Annotated in this window: 15 protein-coding genes and 2 pseudogenes; 5 read left to right on the forward strand and 12 right to left on the reverse strand. The window is 69.6% G+C overall.

Translation table 11 applies throughout. From position 1 onward, the window contains the following. Position 1 precedes the first annotated feature (1 nt). Together OHA84_RS35410 and OHA84_RS35415 are read left to right on the forward strand one after the other, a co-directional pair. Positions 2-1,462 (forward strand): MFS transporter, encoded by a 1,461-nt coding sequence (locus OHA84_RS35410; RefSeq protein WP_266967511.1) that lies wholly within the window; start codon positions 2-4, stop codon positions 1,460-1,462. A gap of 206 nt (positions 1,463-1,668) precedes the next feature. After that, positions 1,669-2,562, forward strand: coding sequence for an AfsR/SARP family transcriptional regulator (locus OHA84_RS35415; protein WP_323181804.1), 894 nt, complete (start codon positions 1,669-1,671; stop codon positions 2,560-2,562). A gap of 540 nt (positions 2,563-3,102) precedes the next feature. On the opposite strand, the gene OHA84_RS35420 is transcribed toward OHA84_RS35415, so the two are convergent. Beyond that, the gene (locus tag OHA84_RS35420; protein ID WP_266967509.1) at positions 3,103-3,549 is read right to left on the reverse strand and encodes an ATP-binding protein; all 447 of its coding nucleotides are present in this window, start codon (positions 3,547-3,549) and stop codon (positions 3,103-3,105) included. A gap of 61 nt (positions 3,550-3,610) precedes the next feature. Continuing rightward, the gene (locus OHA84_RS35425; RefSeq protein ID WP_266967507.1) at positions 3,611-3,940 is read right to left on the reverse strand and encodes a putative quinol monooxygenase; all 330 of its coding nucleotides are present in this window, start codon (positions 3,938-3,940) and stop codon (positions 3,611-3,613) included. Between the two features lie 549 nt (positions 3,941-4,489). Here OHA84_RS35425 and OHA84_RS35430 point away from each other — a divergent pair. Beyond that, positions 4,490-4,891 (forward strand): winged helix-turn-helix transcriptional regulator, encoded by a 402-nt coding sequence (locus OHA84_RS35430; RefSeq protein WP_371591551.1) that lies wholly within the window; start codon positions 4,490-4,492, stop codon positions 4,889-4,891. Between the two features lie 973 nt (positions 4,892-5,864). Here OHA84_RS35430 and OHA84_RS35435 read toward each other — a convergent pair. From OHA84_RS35435 to OHA84_RS35480, 10 genes and pseudogenes are all read right to left on the reverse strand, one after another. Further along, positions 5,865-6,620 (reverse strand): ABC transporter permease, encoded by a 756-nt coding sequence (locus tag OHA84_RS35435; RefSeq protein ID WP_266967505.1) that lies wholly within the window; start codon positions 6,618-6,620, stop codon positions 5,865-5,867. Beyond that, positions 6,613-7,584, reverse strand: coding sequence for an ABC transporter ATP-binding protein (locus OHA84_RS35440; RefSeq protein WP_266967503.1), 972 nt, complete (start codon positions 7,582-7,584; stop codon positions 6,613-6,615). Before OHA84_RS35440 ends, OHA84_RS35435 begins: the two co-directional genes overlap by 8 nt. Continuing rightward, the gene (locus OHA84_RS35445; RefSeq protein WP_266967501.1) at positions 7,581-8,234 is read right to left on the reverse strand and encodes an ATP-binding cassette domain-containing protein; all 654 of its coding nucleotides are present in this window, start codon (positions 8,232-8,234) and stop codon (positions 7,581-7,583) included. Before OHA84_RS35445 ends, OHA84_RS35440 begins: the two co-directional genes overlap by 4 nt. Then, complete coding sequence (locus OHA84_RS35450; RefSeq protein WP_266967499.1) at positions 8,231-9,883, reverse strand: hypothetical protein; 1,653 nt, start codon at positions 9,881-9,883, stop codon at positions 8,231-8,233. The genes OHA84_RS35445 and OHA84_RS35450 overlap by 4 nt, the downstream gene beginning before the upstream one ends. A 103-nt stretch (positions 9,884-9,986) precedes the next feature. Beyond that, entirely contained in the window at positions 9,987-10,529 is a 543-nt protein-coding gene (locus OHA84_RS35455) for a hypothetical protein (RefSeq protein WP_266967497.1), read from the reverse strand. A 74-nt stretch (positions 10,530-10,603) separates the two neighbouring features. Further along, a complete protein-coding gene (locus tag OHA84_RS35460) occupies positions 10,604-11,089 on the reverse strand; it encodes a hypothetical protein (protein WP_266967495.1) in 486 nt (161 codons plus the stop codon). Between the two features lie 152 nt (positions 11,090-11,241). Continuing rightward, a complete protein-coding gene (locus OHA84_RS35465) occupies positions 11,242-11,778 on the reverse strand; it encodes a stage II sporulation protein M (protein WP_266967493.1) in 537 nt (178 codons plus the stop codon). Positions 11,779-11,920: 142 nt separating this feature from the next. Further along, positions 11,921-12,202, reverse strand: coding sequence for a hypothetical protein (locus tag OHA84_RS35470; RefSeq protein WP_266967491.1), 282 nt, complete (start codon positions 12,200-12,202; stop codon positions 11,921-11,923). A 242-nt stretch (positions 12,203-12,444) separates the two neighbouring features. Further along, positions 12,445-12,735 carry a response regulator transcription factor gene (locus OHA84_RS35475; RefSeq protein ID WP_266967489.1) on the reverse strand — a complete coding sequence of 97 codons (291 nt, stop codon included), beginning with the start codon at positions 12,733-12,735 and terminating at the stop codon, positions 12,445-12,447. Positions 12,736-12,894: 159 nt separating this feature from the next. Then, positions 12,895-13,701, reverse strand: a pseudogene (locus tag OHA84_RS35480) (IS5 family transposase). A 94-nt stretch (positions 13,702-13,795) separates the two neighbouring features. Here OHA84_RS35480 and OHA84_RS35485 point away from each other — a divergent pair. After that, positions 13,796-14,539, forward strand: a complete 744-nt coding sequence (locus OHA84_RS35485) for an RHS repeat-associated core domain-containing protein (RefSeq protein WP_266967487.1) — start codon at positions 13,796-13,798, stop codon at positions 14,537-14,539. 57 nt (positions 14,540-14,596) lie between these two features. Further along, positions 14,597-15,722 (forward strand): annotated as a pseudogene (locus OHA84_RS35490) (IS701 family transposase). The last annotated feature ends 115 nt before the right edge of the window (positions 15,723-15,837 follow it).

Consider the following 15,837-nt stretch of genomic DNA (forward strand, 5'->3'; position numbering starts at 1 on the left):
TGTGGCGTCTGACGCGAGGTCCCGGCCGGGCGGCCTCGGCAGGAATCGGGTGACGGCGACGCTCGCGCTGCTGTCGTTCGCCATGTTCACCGTCTCCCTCGACCAGTACATCGTCGTCGTGGCACTCCCCGACATTGCCGACGACCTCGGATACTCCGCACGGACCCTCCAGTCCGTGATCAGTGCCTACGCCGTGGCTTCCGCAGGCTTTCTCCTGTTCGGCGGACGTACGGCGGACCTCCTCGGTCACCGCCGGGTACTGGCCACAGGGCTCGCCCTCTACGCAGGGGCGGCCCTTGTCGGCGGACTGGCGACCGGGCCCCCGATGCTGCTCGCCGCCCGCGTGGTCCAGGGCCTCGGCGGCGCGCTGGTCTTCCCCACCACGCTGGCCCTCATCAACGTCACGTTCACCGAAGGCGGTCCGCGCAACCGCGCGTTGGGAATCTGGGGCGGAGCGGGCGCGGCCGGACTGGTGATCGGCGTTCTCCTCGGCGGAGTGTTGACCCACGTTTTCGGCTGGGAAGCGGTGTTCCTGGTCAACGTCGCGCTGGCGGTGCCCGCCCTGCTGCTCGCGTTCGTCCTGATTCCGAAGGACGGGCCGCGCGACAGGAAGTGCGGATTCGACCTGCCCGGCGCGCTCAGCGTCACCTTCGGCGTCACGCTGATCGTGTTCGCGCTGGTCCAGGGGCCGGATCTGGGCTGGCGCTCGCCGGGCATCCTCGCAAGCTCCGCGGCGGGGCTTCTTCTGCTGGGTGTGTTCGCGCTGGTGGAGGGTCGCAGCGACGATCCGCTCGTCCCGCCCAGGTTGCTCGCCAACAACAGTCTCGTCACGAGCCTTGTGATCGCCTTCTTGTTCATGGCGACGTTCGGCTCCGTGCTGTACTTCCTCTCGCTGTACTTCCAGGAGGTTCTCGGCTATGACGCTCTCCAGACGGGAGCGGGCTTCATCGTCCCGACGGCGGTCGTCGTCGTCGGGTCGACGACGGCCGGTCGAATGGTGACCCGGTTCGGACTCCGCCGCACGCTGCTCGGCGCCCTCGCCATCGGTACGGTCGGAGCCGTCCTGTTGGGCCAGACAATCACCTCGGACGGTTCCTACGGCTCCCTCGTCCCGGGGCTCGTCGCGCTCAGCGTGGGTGATGGCATCGTGTTCACCGGCATGTTCATCGCCGCCGGAACCGGCGTGGCCGACGGCGACCAGGGCACCGCGTCGGGAATCGCATCCACCGGTTCGGGAATGGGAGCTGCCGTGGGCCTCGCTGTTCTGGTGCTCGTGGCGACGTCGGGTCTGCACGGTTCGAGCGGGGAGGAACTGCGGAACCGGACGGCCCACGGCATCAGCACCACCCTGTATGTGATCGCGGCGGGGATCGCCCTGACCTTCCTCGTCGTCCTCTTCCGACGCGAGAGGACGGCGGTGGCGGAGACGGCTCCGCCGCCTGGCCGGGGGCGCCGCTGCTGACGGCCGCCACGGGCTCGGCGATCGGCTCCCCGAGGCCTTGGCGGCGCACCATTTCGCTCGGAGGACCGGTTCGCGTCCGGCGCGGCGGCCATGTCGCATCGATGGTTCTCAGGGCAGGGAGGATCACCGCATGTCGCCATGCGCCGGCCGGCAGGTACTCGAAGACGAGAGACATGGCGCTATCCTGAACTCTTTTGCTGGGAGCCATGGGGCAGATGGAGTTCCGGTTGCTCGGAGCGGCGTCGGTCGTCACCGAGACCGGCGGTCTGCCGCTCGGTCCCGTCAAAAGGCGCAGCCTGCTGGCCACGCTGCTGTTGCGCCCCAATTATCCCGTGCTGGTCGACCACTTGACGACCGCTCTGTGGGAACAAGAGCCTCCGGCGCGCCCGCAGTGTCATCCAAGGCCATGTTTCGCAGTTGGGCCACTGACGAGTGTCGACGCCGGGGCGCACGGCGTCGAGTTGGTCACCCAGGGCCCGGCGTACGTCCTGCGCATGCCGAAGATCCTGCTGGACGTGCACCGCTTCGAAGATCTGGTGGCTCGGACCCGTGAGCAGCGTGGCCCGGCCGAGGCCGTGACGATGTGCCGAGAGACGCTGTCGCTGTGGCAAGGGCCGGCTCTGGCCGACGTGTGCCCGAGCCCACCGCTGCTGGCCGCCGCGCAGGCGTTGGAGGAGCTGCGGCTGGCCGCGGCGGAGCAACTGGCGGCGGGCTGCGCGCGATTGGGTGACCATGCCGGGGCCGCCACTGTTCTGCGCGCTGAGGCAGTGGCCCACCCGCTGCGCGAATCGCTGTCCGTCGCGCTCATGGAGGCGCTGCAGAGAGCGGGGCGCCGTTCGGAGGCGCTGGACTGGTTCCATCGCACCCGGGTTTCGATCGGACGGCCCGGCCGTCGAATGCGTCCAGTGCGGCTTGGGCCGCGCCGCGCACGGCATCGTCGGACGAGGCGCAGGGCGATGGCCAACACCGCGTTCGGCACACCCGACGCCCTCGACCGCAAACTCCGCAGAGAGATACGGAGAATCCAGCTTCGACCCCACCTCAGCGACGGCTGCCTCGCCGCCACCGGCCTGACCCTCGCACCACCGACCCCACCCTGAAATCCTCAGTTAGCCACTGCTACCGCCGGTGAACCGGCCCGGACCGCCGAGGCCGGACGGCACACTGCGCGGGTGACCACGACCCCCGCCTGAACCGGGTTCGGAAACCTCCACGCTCAGACCCCGACGCCAGCGCGTGCGTCCAAACCCTCCCGACCTGGCTCCGGCCGCCCACTCGGTTCAAGAAACAGCCGTTCGGCAACCCGTCACGAGGTGGGACGGGTCTTCGCAACCGGCGAGGCGTACACCACGAGAAGACCGCGGTGCCGTCCGCTGTGGGGGAGCGACCACGTTGGTGCCGATCGGTCACCGACAGGCGTTCCGCGCCGGGGGTGCGGTGGTGGCGCTGGCCGGCAGGGCGCCCCAGGGGTGCGGCTGTAGGTGGAAAATCCCGTCCGGCCCCGCTCGACATGCTCACAGCGCCCCCGGACCGGAGGGTCAGGGGGCGTCACCGCCCCAGAGCCACGGCCCGGGACGGGTCATGCGCCCGGGAGCCGTAGTCGGCCCGGCAGCCTGGCCCGTGCATCCCCAACGGCGTGGTCAACAGTGCAGCTCCGCCCAGACCAGCTGACCGGTGACCGTCGGCCGGACTCCCCAGGCACTGCTCAGCGTCTCCACCAGCAGCAGGCCGCGGCCCGTGCAGCTCTCGACGCGGACCGCGTGCGTACGAGAACGGGGGTCGAAACCCGGCCCTGGGTCCTCGACTTCCAGCCGCACCACCCGTTGGCCTGTGTCGGGGCATCGCAGGGCCAGGGTGATCCGGGCCGGGATGCCGCCGTGGCGCACGGCGTTGGTGGCCAGTTCGCTCGCGATCAGGAGGAGGTCGTCGCTCGGCTCGTACAGGTGCCATCCGGCGAGCCGGGCAGTGATCCAGGTCCGCAGCAGGCGTGGAGCCTTGAGGTCCGCGGGCAGCTCGTAGCGGTGTGTGCACGGGGTGACCTTGCGGAAGCTCGGAGCGGTTGTGGTGAGGCGGGTGATGCGAGGCATGAGATCTCCTCGGCTTGCCGGTACTGAGGGAGCCCGCCTGTGATGAGCGGGCAGGCGGCCGTCAGGCCGGGTCCGCCGTGGCGGTGACGGGGATCTCGCGCAGTGGAATCAGCCTGATCGGCTCCGCGAGGAGTTCTGCGACGCGGGCTGCGAAGGCCTGGAAGTGGGGCGTGGCCATGTGGAAGTCGAGAGCCTCCTGGTCGGCCCAGGTCTCGCGCACGTAGAACGTGCCGGGCTCTTCCAGCAGCTCGAACAGCGTGTAGTCGAAGCAACCGCCCTCGGCGCGGGACGGCTCGACAAGTGCGGTCAGGGCGTCCTGCAGCGCTTGGCGGCGGGCCGGCTTCGCGCATACGCGTGCAAGGGCGACGATCGGGTGGGAACGGGGGGACATGGTTTTCTCCGTAAGGTGTTGGCCGGCCCGGGAGGGCCGGATGTGGCTTATGGTTCTCTGCCTTCAGTGGCTGCCAAGGAGTGGCCGTCCGGTTCTCCGGGGCGCCCTGGCTGCTGATTGAGATATGCGCGCTTTGTGCGGTCGCTGTTTATGGAGACGACGGCGGGGTGTTCCTCGGGTCAACGGGATCTCGTTCGGCATCTCGTTCATCCCGCTTCCTCTCACGGTGGTCTTGTCCCCCGGGGCGGCCGCCCGGCGTCGAGTCACTGCCGTCCGGTGACGGCGGCGACGGCCTGCTCGGCGACGCCGGCGGCGCTGGCCGGGTTCTGCCCGGTGACCAGCCGGCCGTCGGTGACGACCTGGTACTCCCAGAGGCCTGCGGCGACGACATCGGCCCCGAGGTCCTCCAGCCGGGACTGCGACGTTCCGGGCTGCTGGCCGGGGGTCCGGGCGGGGCGCCGACGAGGAAGCCGGCGACCCGTTCAGAACGCTACCCCCGGGGGTGTAGTAACCTGCAAGGGAGGCTACTTCCCCATGGGAAGTGTCGAGGTGGAAAGCATACTGAGAGGAGTGGAAGCCATGGTCATGGGCTGCATGTCGGAGCGGCACGATCAACACGACGTGTACGCGGCGCAATGCCCGTGCCGCGAGGTGCTCGACCTTTTGGCCAACAAGTGGTCCGCACTGGCCATCGGAGCCATGGGAGGCGGGCCGCAGCGCTTCGGCGCACTGCTGCGCCGTCTTCAAGGCGTCAGTCCGAAGGTCCTGACCAGCACGCTGCGGCGTCTGGAGGAGAAGGGGTTCGTCGACCGGACCGTGTACCCGGCGGTGCCTCCGCACGTCGAGTATGAGCTCACGGCGCTCGGCCACAGCGTGGCGGAACCCTTGGGGCAGCTGCGGGACTGGGTCGAGAAGCATCTCGACGAGATCCAGGGCCTACAGACTGCCTAGCAGGACAGAGTTTGCTGATTCTGGCTCCGGTTGCACGGCGTACGCGCCCTGTCCGCCGGCATCGGCCGAGGAGGACGCGGAACACCTGCGCATGGTCGCGTGGATGGTCAGCTCCAGCGGCGACGCGTTCGAGGCCATCAAGGCCCGGACTGAGGAGGCGGCGGACTCGGCGGGGAGCCCACGCGCCGAGCTGACCGCCGGGCCTGCCTCGGGCCGTGAGCCGGCGGCAGGACATCGTGCAGTACTACACGGTGGAGCCTCCTTCCGCGACCGGTTCCAGCCGGGCCGGCGTGGGGAGACGGGACGCCATGCGGCTCGCCGGGACGCAGGTCCCGGCCCCTCAGATACCGCCCCGGCAACCCCGCCGTCGGCCGCCCCCGCCCCTGCCGTCACCGGCCGGCCGTCTTCCGGCCGGCCTGGCCGCGCTACTGGACCAGCACTCCGAAGGCCAGGCACCCACCATCATGGTGGCCACCGCCGCCCGCGACGGCTGTTCCATCGCCCACGCCCACACGTCCCCGTACACCGCACCCTCCGTATCCGAATCCACCACAGCTCACCCGGAGAACGACAGGCCCAGACATCCGGAAGCCCCTGCAAGCCGCAGCTGCTCGGGAGGTTCGACGCCGGCAGAAGGCACTGCAATCTCACTCTTGGTCGGCGCGGCGGGGGAGCCGTTTGTCGGGGTCCTGCGGGGGCGATGTCGGTGGCCGGGTCGATCGGGCGTCAAGTGGGTGTACGGACGCCCTGGTTCTGACAGACTTCAACATTCTTGCTCGGATGGACAGAGGGGCCACTGCCCCATCATTGCCCCGAGCTGGTCCCTGCGGTCAGGAACTGAGCGGGCTGTGTTCGAGCTCGTGACACAGAGGCCTGGACATGACCAACCGCGAGCCGATGGGACTGCCCCGCCACGTACGACGCATACGAAGGGCCCCTCCGTCACCGTCGCCATGGCCGTCGCCGCCGCGCCTCAGACGTCCTTGCGGAGAAACGCCGCGCTCGCGACAGCCACCGCGGTCGCTGCCCACAGCAGCAGCACCAGGCCGCCGGTCGAGGGCGAAAGGTCCCCCGCCTCCTGGTGGACCTGCATGAGGCGAAGTCCGGCCCGATCCGGCATGAAGCGTGCCAGCGGACGGAGCCGGCTGGACGCGGCCGGCATGCTCGACACCACGAGGAAGAAAGGCAGGAGGAGTCCGAGTGCGGCGACGGGACGGCGGAGGAGGAAGGCCACCGCCGCCGCGCAGACGGTGATCAGCGCCGTGTATACCCCCGCCCCCGCGACCGTACGGACCAGGACGGACACCGGCACGGCGCCCAGTTCGGCGTCCAGGGCCCAGGATCCCACCAGGAGCGACAGCACACCGGTGACCGCACCCCACACGAGGCCTATGGCGGCCAGCAGCGCGAACTTAGCTGTGAGGAAGGCGACGCGGCGCGGTACCGCCGCCAGAGAGGCGCGGATCATCCCCGTGGCGAACTCGGAGCCGACCGCGAGGACCGCGAGCACGACGAGGCCGAGCTGCCCCAACTGCATGCCCGCGAGACTCAGGCCGACGGGGTCGAAGGCGGCGCGATCGACCGGGGCGGACCGCCGGAACTCGGGGCCTATCAGGAGACAGAAAGCGAGCCCCGTCGCCACGGTGACGAGGGTTGCGGCGGCGAGCAGGAGGGGGGTGGACCGCAAGGAGCGGATTTTGATCCACTCCGCGGCGGCGGCGTCATACACGGTAGGGGTTCCTTCGCGTTCCGGAGGCCGGAGCGGGGTCGGACGCCCGGTGCTCCCCCACCTCGTCGGTGAGCCGCAGATACACGTCCTCCAAGGCGGGGCGCTCGGGTGTCAGTTCGTGGATCGGGCAGCCGCTCGCCGCGGCCAGGTCGCCGATCCGCGCGCACGACAGACCAGTGACCGTGGCCTCGGTGACGGAGGTGGGCCGGGAGCCGCCCGGCCGCGTCAGGCGGCTGACTCTCGCACCTGCGGCGTGCAAGAGCCCGCTCAGTTCCTCGAGGCGGGGCGAGCTCAGCCGGACGGACGGTCGGGCCGCCTTGACGAACTGTTCGAGCGGGCCGTCCGCGAGCACCCTGCCGCGCCCGATCACGAGCACATGATCGGCCACGGCCGCCATCTCCGCCATGAGGTGGCTCGACACGAGTACGGTCCGCCCCTCGTCGGCGAGCGCGCGTACGAGCGTGCGGAACCAGCGGATTCCTTCCGGGTCGAGACCGTTCACCGGCTCGTCGAGCAGGAGTACCTCCGGGTCGCCCAGCAGGGCTGCCGCGATTCCGAGACGCTGGCGCATCCCCAGGGAGAATCCGCGGACGGGGCGGCGGGCGGCGTCTGCCAGCCCTACCAGGTCCAGCACCGCCGCCACCCGGTCGCGGGGGATGCGGTGGGTGCGGGCGAGCCAGGTCAGATGGGCTCTCGGGGTCAGCGCCGGGTGCACGGCCGAGGCGTCCAGCAGGGTTCCCACGGCGCGTAGTGGCGCCGGGAGTTCGCGGTAGGGCACGCCGAGGACGGTGGCCCTGCCCGCGTCCGGGGTTCCCATCCCCGTGATCATGCGGAGGGTGGTGGACTTGCCCGCACCGTTCGGGCCGAGGAAGGCGGTGACTCGTCCGGGGGCGACGTGGAACGCCATGCCGTCCAGAACGCGCTTCCCGTCGTACGTCTTGACCAGGTCCTGTACGTCGATCACCGGGCGGTCCCGCCCGACAGGTCGATCACTCGGTCGATCAGGCCGTCGTGCGGGGCCGTGTGGGTGACGTACACGATCGTCGCACCGTCGCCCTTTCTGCGGAGCAGATCCTCGTGCACCACGGACGCGGCCGCCTCGTCGAGCCCGTTGAACGGTTCGTCGAGCAGGAGCAGTCGGGGGTCGTGGGCGGTGGCGCAGACGTATCCCGTCTTCTTTCGCTGCCCGAGCGACAGGTCCCCGATCAGTACGTGCCGGCGGTCCGCGCCGATGCCGAGTGCGGCGAGCCTGTCCGTGAGTGAACCGGTCCGCACCCCCCACACCCCGCCGACCAGTGCGGCCTGCTCCCGAACCGTGAGGTGGTCGTAGAGCGGGGGCGGTTCCTGGAGGAAGCCTCGCTGGGCGCGGACCCCGCGGTGGTCGGGCGCACGGCCCCACACCTTGACCGTGCCGGACGAAGGGGGCGTCAGGCCCGCCAGCACGTTCAGCAGAGTGCTCTTGCCGCAGCCGTTCGGGCCGGCCAGGCGGACCGCCTCCCCGCGCTCCAACCTCACGGTCACTCCCCGCAGTACAGCAGTGCCGCCCCGCCGGACCGCCAGGTCGGTGATCTCCACCGCCGCCTCGTCGTCGGCCGTTCGCGTTCCGCTGTTCATGTCCCGCCTTCCTTCCCCTGGGAGGGTGTGCGTTCGGACGGCGGCGCCGTCGCGATGTTCCGGCCGGCCACCCGGAGGGCACCGGCCCAGGTGGTCGTGAGGACGGCAATGAGCAGCACCAGGTCGAGGATCCGAGTCGCCCCGCCGTCGGTCAGTTGTCCGTTCAGATGCAGTCCCGCGGTGAGGGGCACGAGGATGATCGCGGCGACGACGCCCTCGACGACGTCGGCCGTCGGGGAACGGGTGACGCGCGCCCCGGCGAAGGTCTCGGCTCCGGGGACCAGATACCAGGTCACGACGGAAGCGGTGCCGGCCACTGCGGCGACCGAGAGCAACAACATGACGACCACCGGCCATTGCGCTCCCCGTACCCCGCACAACGCCGCCGCTCCGAGGCAGAACGGCGCGATCGACGCGAACACGGCCAGCGCGGACGTCGCGGCCTTGGCCACGGGCCAGGCCCCGGTCGGTCCGGGCGACTGACGCAGTGCGTCCCAGCAGCCGCCGTCCGCTTCGATCCCGGCCACCTGCACCGCCTTGTCGGTGGCGATGAGCGCGGCCGCCGCGAACAGACCGGCCAGGGTCGGAGTGGTCAGCTGCCAAGGCGAGGTGTCCAGCCGCGCCGCTGCTCCCATGCACGCGGCACCGAGCAGGATACTCAGGCGCTGCAGTCGGGCCGCACCCCCCGTGACGGCCGGATCGGCGCGCCGCAGGCGCAACCAGGTCACACCGAGGACGACCCTCAGGGCGTGACGGCGTGCGGAATGACCCACACGCGCCTCGAAGGCGTGGGCCGTGTCCCCGCGCGATCCCGGGGCCCGGGCCGGACCGTGCGCGTCGTGGTCGTCGCGCCGTTCTGTGAAGCGCATTCGTACGCACGTCAGCAGCGCCGCGGTGACGGCCACCGCCGCGTATCCGGCGACCGCCCACCACAGCCGTTCGGGAACGTGTAACCAGGTCCAGAGCGGGGGACGGCCGTCGGCGACGGCCCGGCCCAGCCGGTTCACGAGGCGAGCCTCGACCGACTGCTCCGTGCCACCCAGGGCCTCGACAAACGGCGCGGCGAGCACGCCGACGAGCCAGCCGCCCGCCGCGGCGAGTACGGTCCGTGGCAGGTGTGCGACCCTGACGACGCGCACCACGAACATGCTGACCAGCAGGATCCGTAGGCCGGCGGCGCAGGTGGCCACACCGCACAGGTGCACCAAGGCGATGGGGAGCAGCGTCCGCCCGGCCGGTGTCGCCGCGAACCACGGCACCACGACGGCGGCGACCGCGGTGACGACTGTGAGCGCAATGCCGGCCGTGGGCAGGACGAGACGTGCGGTGACCACCTGCCACCGGCTGACCGGCAGGGTCCGCAGGACCGCTTCGTCCGGGGGCCGCACCAGCGCCCGGCCCGATGACGGCTGTGTGGTGAGCAGTTGGTACAGCACGTACAGCACTGCGGGTGCCCAGGTCCAGGCCGCGAGGTCGGCACCGGACACCGCGGTGGCCGGTGCGAGGGTGCCGAGGGTACGACCGAGGAGGATCAATGATCCCAGCACCGCGGCGGCGCCCACGCACACGACGAGGGTGACAACGCGGTGGCCGCGTCCCTGTCTGGCGGGTCCCGTCATCAGGTTGAGGCGTCGGCGTGTGTCGGCCACGCAGAGGGCGGTGACCGCTCTCGGTCGGCGAGGCTGCCCGGTGGCGAGATTCCCGCCATCGCGTCGCCGATATCCGGTCGGGGGCGTCGTCGTCGGTGTCGGTTCACGCCTCATCGGCCGACGATCCTGCGGCGGGCCGAGTTCGGCGGTCGGAGGCGAGCCGCACGGCGGGGCTGAGCACGGCCGCAGGTATGACGAGTACGAGGAAGACGGCTGCGACCGCGTGCAGTCCGGGCGCTGCCGGCAGCCGGAGCGCGAGGAATCCGAGCGGTGCCCACCAGACGAGCCCGCCGACGATGACCACCAGCCCGCCCATCCGGGCGAGGGTGACCAGCAGTCCGATGACGATCAGGACGATGCCGCTGATCAGCCAGACAACGCCGAGCAACTCCAGGATGTCCATGACGTTGCCCGCGTCGCCGGTGAGGTCGTCCGAGGTTTCGATCGCCCGGCGCGAGGCCCCGAGCGTGGCGCGGAACAGCGCGAAGTACACGACCGCGCACAGGCCCGACGCCGTCGCGGCGAGACCGCCGGCGATGCGTACGGCGGGATGGACCAGACCGTCGCTGACCACGTCCCAGCACCGGAGGGCGAAGGCGATGAGTTTGCGGTTGCCCACGAGACTGAACAGAAGGCGGTGTATCACGGTTCTCCGGAGCGGGTGCGGGAGCAGCCGATGGGCGATCGGCGTTGCTGATCGGGTGGGCGAGCGCCTGTCGGTCAAGCGCCGGGAAGCAACAGCAGCGTCCCGGTGTAGAGGGCGGTGAGCGCCGCGGCCACCCCGACCGCACGCGGCCGGGGTGTGCCCACGGCGCGCCCCGCCACGAACAAGGCGGCCGCGAGTAGGCAGGTCCAGACGTCGAGACGGGTCAGCGCGGGTACTGCGTCGGCCGCGTCGCCCCAGCCGAGCATGGGTGTGCCGAGGGCCGTGGCGAGCAGTTTGGAGAAGACGAAGCCCAGCCAGGCAAGGGAGAAGGCCCGGCGTGCGCGGGTGAAGTCGCGGCCGGCAGGAGGCGCTGCCCATCGCATCGTCACCGCCCCCGCCACCCCGAAGACGGCCGCGAGCACGCCGACCGTGGCCAGGTTGGCGAGCAGCGCCGTGGTCCAGCCGATGGCGGCGCCTATGTCGAGGGCGCCGTCGGACGCGTCGGGGATCCGTACGGCTATCTCGTCGCGGATTCTGTCTTGCAGGGGCAAGAACGCCACTGCCGTGCAGAGTAGGACGGCGAGTACGGCCAAGGCGTGTCCGCGCTTGCTGTCGACCAACCCTGCCGTCAGCCGTGTACGAAGCCGTGGTGCCGGCGCGTCCGGGGGAGCGGAAGTGGGGGCTCCGCCGCTCCGATAGGCCGGTAGGCCGGTCACGTGCTCACCCATGTCTCAACTCCAGCTGCTGGTAGAAGTCCTGCCACGGACACGGCCCACAACCGGCAGGCGTCGACGCTCTGGGCCCACCCCGCCGGCCGGCGGGGATGCTCCAGCAGGTTGGAGCGCGCCCACCCCACGATAGGCACCAGCCCCGCTGCTGTGGACAGGGCGAGCGACGCCAACTCCAGTGGCATGTGGGGAAGGAGGTGCCGGATCACTCCGTGCGTGCCCAGAACGGGCGCCGCTTGTCCCCAGCCGTAGCCGGCGAGCGAGCCCGTGATCAGGGCTGCGGGGATCGTGGCCAGCCCGAAGGTGACGATGCCGAGAAAGAGAGCGGCGGAGACGCCGACGTTGCGCATGAGGATGTCGGAGAAGAGCGTCCAGCCGGGTTCCGGGCGGTCTCTGGTCATATCGGCGGGAACGGCCGGTGCGTTCCACCATCCGAAGGCGAAGGCACCGAACCAGAGCAACGCCCCGCAGGCAATACTCGCCTGCTGCCTGAGCAGCAGTGAGGCTTTTCGCTCCCCCATGGTGTCCGTCCGTGGTGCGGTTGTGTGGTGCGGTTCTGTGGTGCGGTTTATGAACACTGCCGGGTATCGGCAGGGCCAACCCGGGCCAGGCACCGGTTCCCGCGCAGTTGCGGAAACCGCTGCCTGGTGGGTCCTTCGTACGTCAGGCGATGAAAGCCTTGCGACCGCCCTTCTTGATGGCCTGCTTCGCCGTCCAGATGAGCACGGAGCCGATGGCGAGGCCGCCGGTGACGAGGCCGATGGCCGAGGCGACATCCATGCCGGCCATGATCGAGGTCCAGGCGGTGGAGGCCGACTCGCTGCTCATCTTGAAGGAACTCTTGAGGAAGAAAGGTGTGGCGACGGCCGCGACCATGAGGGCGCCGAGCACCGTGACGGAAACGCCGGCCGCGGACAGGGCGCGACGAGCAGTGGAGTGATTCATGATGAGGGGATTCCTTCCCACAGAGGGTGGACGTGGCGTCGCACCGCGGACCGGGCACCCGGATGACAGCCCCAGGAGGGGCACAGTCGGGAGAGCCGGACGTGAATGGCTGATGTGTGAGGCGAGAACTGCGAGACCCGCCGGACGCCGCTCCGGTACTCCGGTACGGCGCTCCCTGATTCTGCGATGCCAACGAGGCCTCCGCCATTGCCCCTTGGGGCAATGCGCGACCTGCCGTGACGTCAGGAGACGGCAGGATCACCGGCGAGTAGTTCGTGGTGATGGAGCGAGACGAGCGTCGCCTCCACCCTCGACGTGAGATCGAGCTTCCGCGTGATGCTTGTGATGTGTGCTTTGACCGTCCGCTCGGCTATGCCGAGCCTCCGCGCCAGAAGACGGTTCGATTCCCCGCCCCCGAGGACCCACAGCACATGGCGCTCGCGTGCGGTGAGCACCTCCAGATCGGCTGCGTCGATCGCGACGGCGGTGGATACGGCGCTCGTCGCTCGCAGTACTACCCTCAACTCAGTCATTTCGCCTCTGTGTTCCCCTCTACACACTTCGGTCCGCCCGGGGCGGCCGGTGACCCGTACCGGGCCACGGCTTTCCTGGTCAGGGAGAGCAGCCCGGCGTGTTGAATACTGTCCTTTATTGTTGACTCATGTCAATGATCGCCGGACTTACTGATCGTTTCAGAATGAGGTGTGGAGCCGTCTCAAGCAGATGATGCTGCAGGCGAGTTGGAGGAGAACCAAGTGGAGGGCGGTGCGTGTCTCGTAGCGGATGCGGAGTCGTTGAACCGGTGGAGCCAGGCGAAGGTTCGCTCGACGACCCAGTGGGTCTTGCCCAGGCCGGGTCCGTGGAGGGTGCCCCGGCGGGCGATCTCGGGTGTGATCCCGCGAGCCCGAATCAGGCGTCGGTACTTGTCGAAGTCGTAGCCGCGGTCGGCGAAGAGTCGGCGTGGCCGTGACGTGGCCGTCCTCGCAGGCCGCGGATGTGGGGTATCGCGTCGAGCAGGGGCATGAGTTGGGTGACGTCGTGGCGGTTTCCGCTGGTCAGTGAGACGGAGAGGGGTGTGCTGTGGCGGTCGACGATGAGGTGGTGCTTGCTGCCCGGGCGTGTGCGGTCGACCGGCGAAGGTCCGGTGTGAGCCCCCCTTTGAGGGCTCTGACGTGCGAGGCGTCGAACGAGGCGTCATCCAGGTCCAGCAGCCCAGCGGTCCGCAGCTCGGTCAGGAGGACCTCGTGGAGGCGGGGCCACACGCCTGCCTCGGTCCAGTCCTGAAGCCGCCGCCCGGCCGTCACACCACTGCAACCGAACCGCTCGGCGGGAACATCCCGCCAGCTCACTCCCTTGCACAGCACGTAAACAATGGCCCGCAGAGCGGCACGGTCCTCAACCGGCAACCGCCCGGGATACCGAAACCGCCTGGCCGGCCGCTCCGACAACAACGGCACCACACGTTCCCACAGGTCATCAGGCACGAGATCAGCAGACACACCACCGATCCTGCCGACACCACACCCAACTACCCAGCCCCACAACGAGACTCATTCTGAGACGATCAATACGTCGGAACCGACGGCAAGCAATGTGGTCTCCACGCTCGCCGCTGACGGCACCTCGGTCTCCTCGTCCCGCGTGTACGACGCCTTCGGCAATGTCACCGCGTCGGCGAGCACCAACCCCTCCCTCGGCTACCAGTCGGGCTGGACGGACAACAGCACCGGCGAAGTCAACATGACCGTCCGCTGGTACCAGCCCGGAACCGGGAGCTTCACCAGCCGCGACACCTGGCAACTCGACCCGAACCCCTCGGCGCAGGCGAACCGCTACACCTACGCCAACGCCAGCCCCCTCAACGGCACCGACCCCACGGGGCACAGGGTCGAAATGGGAGGTGGCAGCGGCAGTGCCGGCGTCTACATGGGATGGTTCAGCCAGTCCTCAGGCCCGCACGTCGGAGGAGTCATCAGGGCGGCGCTCGGCCAGTTTTCGTACCAGGGCGTCCTGTGGATCTACGACTCCAGCACGGGTAGTCAGGACCGGGCCGCGATGAGCCGCGGCTACGACGATTCGCAGGAGAAGCGCCAACGATTCCGATACCACGGTGGCGGTGGCGGCGGGGGAGGGGCGGCAACGGACCCAGGACCAGGCCAAGGTCCAACCCCAGGCCCCACCCGAACCCTCCGCGACCCAAGCCGAAGCCCAAGCCGCCCATCGACCAACACCCACGACGGCCAGAAACCCATCCCAGCCCCGGACCTGCCACCGATCCTCCCGATACTCGTGGGTGGCGCTGCCACGGTGCTCTCCGAGGCAACAGCTGCTGACTAGTACTGCAATCACACTTGTGTGTGGTTGAGTTGGTGTGTGACTGAGCTCGGGGTGGGGTTGGTTGAGGAGTGGGACGGGGTGCTGGCCGGGCTGCATGCCCGGTTCGCATCGCGTTTCGTGAGGTCGGAGCCGCGGGGTCGGGCGCTTGCGTATATGCGGGGTCTGATCGCGCCGTTGGAGCGGAAGAACGGCTGGACTCTGGCGGAACGGGCGGGTGACCGGCTACCGATCGGGATGCAGCGCCTGCTGGGCGAGGCGGACTGGGACGCGGAAGCGGTCCGTGACGACGTGCGGGACTACGTCGTCGAGACCATCGGCGACAAGGGTGCGGTCCTGATCGGCGACGACACCGGCTTCCTGAAGAAGGGCGTGCGCTCGGCAGGCGTCCAGCGGCAGTATTCCGGCACCGCCGGACGTACCGAAAACTGCCAGGTCGGCACGTTCCTGGCCTATGCCTCGCCCAAGGGGCGGGCCCTGATTGACCGGGAACTGTATCTGCCCGCCTCGTGGACGGACGACCGCGAGCGATGCCGTGACGCGGGAATCCCCGACGAGGTTTACTTCGCGACGAAGACCGAACACTTCAAGGCGATGCTCGTCCGTGCGGTGGAGGCCGGCGTCCCGTTCGCGTGGGTCACAGCGGACGAGGCCTACGGGCAGTCGAAATCGTTGCGGTGTTGGATGGAACAACGGTCCATCAGCCATGTGATGTGTGTGAAGACCAGCGACACCGTCATCACCCGCGGCATGGGCGAACGTCGTGTCGACGACCTCGTCGCCGGCCTCGCGCCGCAGTCCTGGAAGCGCCTGTCCGCCGGTAAGGGATCCCACGGCGAGCGCATGTACCAGTGGGCGCGAATCCCGATCCGGATCTGGTGGGAGAACGGCCACGGCCACTGGGTCCTGGCCCGTCGCAGCCCTCAAAGACCCGACCGACATCGCCTACTACGTCTGCTACGGACCTGCTGGCACCCGGATGAAAGACCTGGTCAGGGTTGCCGGCGCCCGCTGGGCTGTCGAAGAATGCTTCCAGACCGCCAAGGGCGAGTGCGGCCTGGACCACTACCAGGTCCGCCTCTACCACGCCTGGTACCGACACATCACCCTCGCTATGGCCGCCCTCGCTGCACTCGCCGCCGTCCGCGCCCACGAACTCTCAAAAGGGGAAACAGCGGTGGCCTGATACCGCTGTCCGTAGCGGAGATACGCCGCCTCATCGGCCACCTCCTCCATCCCCACCACCTCACCGTCCACCACCATCTGCACTGGTCACACTGGCGAAGACTCAGTCAGACACG

The sequence above is a fragment of the Streptomyces sp. NBC_00513 genome (assembly GCF_041431415.1).
Classification (GTDB): Bacteria; Actinomycetota; Actinomycetes; order Streptomycetales; family Streptomycetaceae; genus Streptomyces.

What these genes read in the sequence shown, in the direction of transcription:
- OHA84_RS35465 (WP_266967493.1), bottom strand. Translation starts at nt 11,778, where the DNA reads ATGGGGGAGCGAAAAGCCTCACTGCTGCTCAGGCAGCAGGCGAGTATT.
- OHA84_RS35475 (WP_266967489.1), bottom strand. Translation starts at nt 12,735, where the DNA reads ATGACTGAGTTGAGGGTAGTACTGCGAGCGACGAGCGCCGTATCCACC.
- OHA84_RS35470 (WP_266967491.1), bottom strand. Translation starts at nt 12,202, where the DNA reads ATGAATCACTCCACTGCTCGTCGCGCCCTGTCCGCGGCCGGCGTTTCC.
- OHA84_RS35420 (WP_266967509.1), bottom strand. Translation starts at nt 3,549, where the DNA reads ATGCCTCGCATCACCCGCCTCACCACAACCGCTCCGAGCTTCCGCAAG.
- OHA84_RS35415 (WP_323181804.1), top strand. Translation starts at nt 1,669, where the DNA reads ATGGGGCAGATGGAGTTCCGGTTGCTCGGAGCGGCGTCGGTCGTCACC.
- OHA84_RS35445 (WP_266967501.1), bottom strand. Translation starts at nt 8,234, where the DNA reads ATGAACAGCGGAACGCGAACGGCCGACGACGAGGCGGCGGTGGAGATC.
- OHA84_RS35425 (WP_266967507.1), bottom strand. Translation starts at nt 3,940, where the DNA reads ATGTCCCCCCGTTCCCACCCGATCGTCGCCCTTGCACGCGTATGCGCG.